The following is a 3,790-nucleotide window of genomic DNA, read 5'->3' on the forward strand; positions in this document are numbered from 1 at the left end:
GCGCGGATCGACGAAGAACTCGCGCCAGCCGATGGCAGTCGCCGCCTGGCCATTCGCGCTGCGCGCGCCGGCCGCGCCCGGCTGCGTCGCGTAGACGCCGCCGGCCGGGTACGCCTGCGCGACGGGTACGTCGGGCCGCTTGTAATGCGGCGCCATCGTGCAGCCCGTGGCAAAGAGCGCGGCAGCCAGTGCGACCGCGGTTGCAGTCAAAGCATGTTTTTGCATCGTTACTGCCCCTTCGAATCGTGTGCGTCGTCGTGACCGCGCTGCAGGTCGCCCTGCACGAGACGCCATGCGTCGTCGACGTTTTCCGTCTCGCCGCTGAAGATCGCGCGAACCCGCACGAAGAACATCGGGATCATGAAAATGGCGAGGAACGTCGCCGTGATCATCCCGCCGATCACGCCGGTGCCGATCGCATGCTGGCTCGCCGACCCCGCGCCGTTGCTGATCGCGAGCGGCAGCACGCCCAGCATGAACGCGAGCGACGTCATCAGGATCGGGCGCAGCCGCAGGCGCGCCGCCTCGATCGCCGCGCGCACCGGCCCCATGTTCCCGCCCGCCTGCAGCTCGCGCGCGAACTCGACGATCAGGATCGCGTTCTTCGCGGACAAGCCCACGGTGGTCAGCAGGCCGACCTGGAAGAACACGTCGTTCTCGAGGCCGCGCAGCATCGTCGCGAGCAGCGCGCCGACCACGCCGAGCGGCACAACCATGATCACCGAGAACGGGATCGACCAGCTTTCATACAGCGCCGCGAGACACAGGAAGACGACGAGGATCGAGATCGCGTACAGGATCGGCGCCTGCGAGCCGGACTGGATTTCCTGGAACGACAGGCCCGTCCACGAGTAGCCGATGCCTTCCGGCAGCTTGCTCGCGAGCGCTTCCATCGCGGCCATCGCCTGGCCGGTCGATTTGCCTTCCGCGGCCTGCCCCTGGATTTCGATCGACGACACCCCGTTGTAACGCTCGAGCTTCGGCGAACCGTAGATCCAGTGGCCGGTCGAGAATGCGCTGAACGGCACCATCCCGCCCGCGCTGTTGCGCACGTACCAGATGTTCATGTCTTCCGGCGTCATCCGGAACGGCGCGTCCGACTGTACGTACACCTTCTTGATCCGGCCGTCGGTGTCGAGGAAGTTGTTCACGTACTGCGACGCCCATGCGATCGAGAACGTCTGGTCGATCGCCGCGGCCGTCACGCCGAGCGCATTCGCCTTCTCGCGGTCGATGTCGACCTTGTACTGCGGCGTATCGTTCAGGCCGTTCGGGCGCACCAGCGCGAGCGCCGGATCCTTCGCGGCCATCCCGAGCAACTGGCCGCGCGCGGCCATCAGCGCATCGTGGCCGAGACCGGCGTTGTCCGTCAGCTCGAAGTCGAAGCCGGCAGCCGTACCGAGTTCCGGAATCGACGGCGGGTTGAACGGAATCACCATCGCGTCCTTGTACGTCGAATAGTGCGCGAAGGTCCGGCCGATCAGCGCCTGCACCTTCTGGTCCGAACGCTGGCGATGCTCGTACGGTTTCAGCTTCACGAACACGAGGCCCGCGTTCTGGCCGCGGCCCGCGAAGCTGAAGCCGTTGACCGTGAACACCGAGTCGACCACATCCTTCTCGGCGGTGGTCAGGTACGTGTTGATGTTGTCGAGCGTCTTGCCGGTCGTTTCCTGCGTGGAGCCGGACGGCGTCTGCACGATCATGAACATGTAGCCCTGATCCTCGTCGGGCAGGAACGACTTCGGCAGACGCGCGAACATCACGCCGACCGCGAGGAACACGGCGAGGTAGATCACGAGCCAGCGGCCCGAGCGCCGGATCACGTGGTTCACGCCGCTCGTGTAGCGATCGCGGCTGCGATCGAAAGTCCGGTTGAACCAGCCGAAGAAACCCTTCTTCTCTTCGTGATGCCCCTGCGGGATCGGCTTGAGGATCGTCGCGCACAGCGCCGGCGTCAGGACCAATGCGACCAGCACGGACAGCACCATCGCCGACACGATCGTCAGCGAGAACTGCCGATAGATCGCGCCGACCGAGCCGCCGGAGAACGCCACCGGCACGAACACCGCCGACAGCACGAGCGCCACGCCGACGAGTGCGCCGGTGATCTGGCTCATCGCCTTGCGGGTCGCCTCCTTCGGTGACAGCCCTTCTTCCGCCATCACGCGCTCGACGTTCTCGACCACCACGATCGCATCGTCGACCAGCAGGCCGATCGCGAGCACGAGGCCGAACATCGACAGCGTGTTGATCGAGAAACCGGCGAGGCCCATGATCGCGAACGTACCGAGCAGCACGACCGGCACCGCGATCGTCGGGATGATCGTCGCGCGCAGGTTCTGCAGGAACAGGTACATCACGAGGAACACCAGCACGATGCCCTCGATCAGCGTCTTGACCACTTCCTCGATCGACAGGCGCACGAACGGCGTCGTGTCGTACGGGTAGTGCACGACGAGACCGTGCGGGAAGTACTTCGACAGCTCGTCGATCTTGGCCCGCAGCGCGTTCGCGGTCGCCAGCGCGTTCGCGCCGGTCGCGAGCTGGATGCCGAGGCCGGCCGTCGGCTGCCCCATGTACTTCGTGTCGAACGTGTAGTTCTCCGAACCCAGCGCCGCGCGGCCGACGTCCTTCAGGCGGACCTGCGAGCCATCCTGGTTGACCTTCAGCAGGATGTTGCCGAACTGCTCGGGCGTGCGCAGCAGCGTCGATTCGGTGATCGTCGCCTGCAGCACGGTGCCCGGCTTCGCCGGCGTGCCGCCGATCTGGCCGCCCGCGATCTGCACGTTCTGCTGCGTGATCGCGGCCGTCACGTCGGTCGGCGTGAGGCTGTAGTTGGTCAGCTTGACGGGGTCGAGCCAGATCCGCATCGAGAACTGCGAACCGAGCAGCAGCGTCTGGCCGACGCCGTTCACGCGGCTCAGCGGATCGAGCACGTGCGAAGCCACGTAGTTCGTCAGGTCCTCCTTCGACATCCGGCCGTCCTCGGAGTTGAACGCGAACCACATCAGCCAGTTGCTGCTCGACTTCGTGACCTGCATGCCGAGCTGCTGCACGACCTGCGGCAGGTTCGGCGTCGCGAGCGACAGCTTGTTCTGCACCTGCACCTGCGCGACGTCCGGATTCGTGCCCGGCGAGAACGTCAGCGTGATCGTTGCGTTGCCCGAGTCGTCACTCGTCGACGACATGTACAGGAAGTTGTCGAGACCGCTCATCTGCTGCTCGATCACCTGCGTGACCGTGTCTTCCACCGTCTTCGCGGAAGCGCCCGGATAGTTCGCCTGGATCTGGATCGTCGGCGGTGCGATCGTCGGGTACTGCGCGATCGGCATCTTGAAGATCGATGCGACGCCGGCCAGCATCAGCACGATCGCGATCACCCACGCGAAGATCGGGCGATCGATAAAGAACTTGGCCATGAAACGGACTCCCTGTTATTGCGCGCTCGACGCGGCGGCCGAACTCGCTGCGGCGCTGGCCGCGGTAGTCGCCGGCGCGGCGCCGGCCGATGTGGCGGAGGCGGCGTCCGGCGCCGGGGCGAGCTGCGCGGGGACGGTCTTCACGGTCGCGCCCGGGCGCACCTTGTCGACGCCTTGCACGATCACGTGATCGCCCGCCTGCAGACCGCCTTCGACGACCCAGTTCTGGCCTTGCATGCCGGTAGTCTTCAGCGGACGCGGCTCGACCTTGTTGCTGGCGTTCACCACCATCGCGATCGCCTGGCCCTTCTGGTCGTGCGTGACGCCGATCTGCGGCACCAGGAACGCGTTCTCGTTCACGCCTTCCTCGA

The 3,790-nt window shown here is 65.9% G+C and carries 2 protein-coding genes and 1 pseudogene; all 3 read right to left on the minus strand.

Features of this window, described 5'->3' with window-relative positions:
- Positions 1-225 (minus strand): annotated as a pseudogene (locus MMB92_RS35030) (multidrug transporter); the annotation flags it as partial.
- A 2-nt stretch (positions 226-227) separates the two neighbouring features.
- The gene (locus MMB92_RS35035; RefSeq protein ID WP_006497829.1) at positions 228-3,419 is read right to left on the minus strand and encodes an efflux RND transporter permease subunit; all 3,192 of its coding nucleotides are present in this window, start codon (positions 3,417-3,419) and stop codon (positions 228-230) included.
- A gap of 15 nt (positions 3,420-3,434) precedes the next feature.
- A partial coding sequence (locus tag MMB92_RS35040; RefSeq protein WP_277563265.1) for an HlyD family secretion protein occupies positions 3,435-3,790 on the minus strand: 356 nt, incomplete at its 5' end.

Source organism: Burkholderia sp. IO2 (genome assembly GCF_029522185.1).
In the GTDB taxonomy this organism is placed as follows: domain Bacteria; phylum Pseudomonadota; class Gammaproteobacteria; order Burkholderiales; family Burkholderiaceae; genus Burkholderia; species Burkholderia cenocepacia.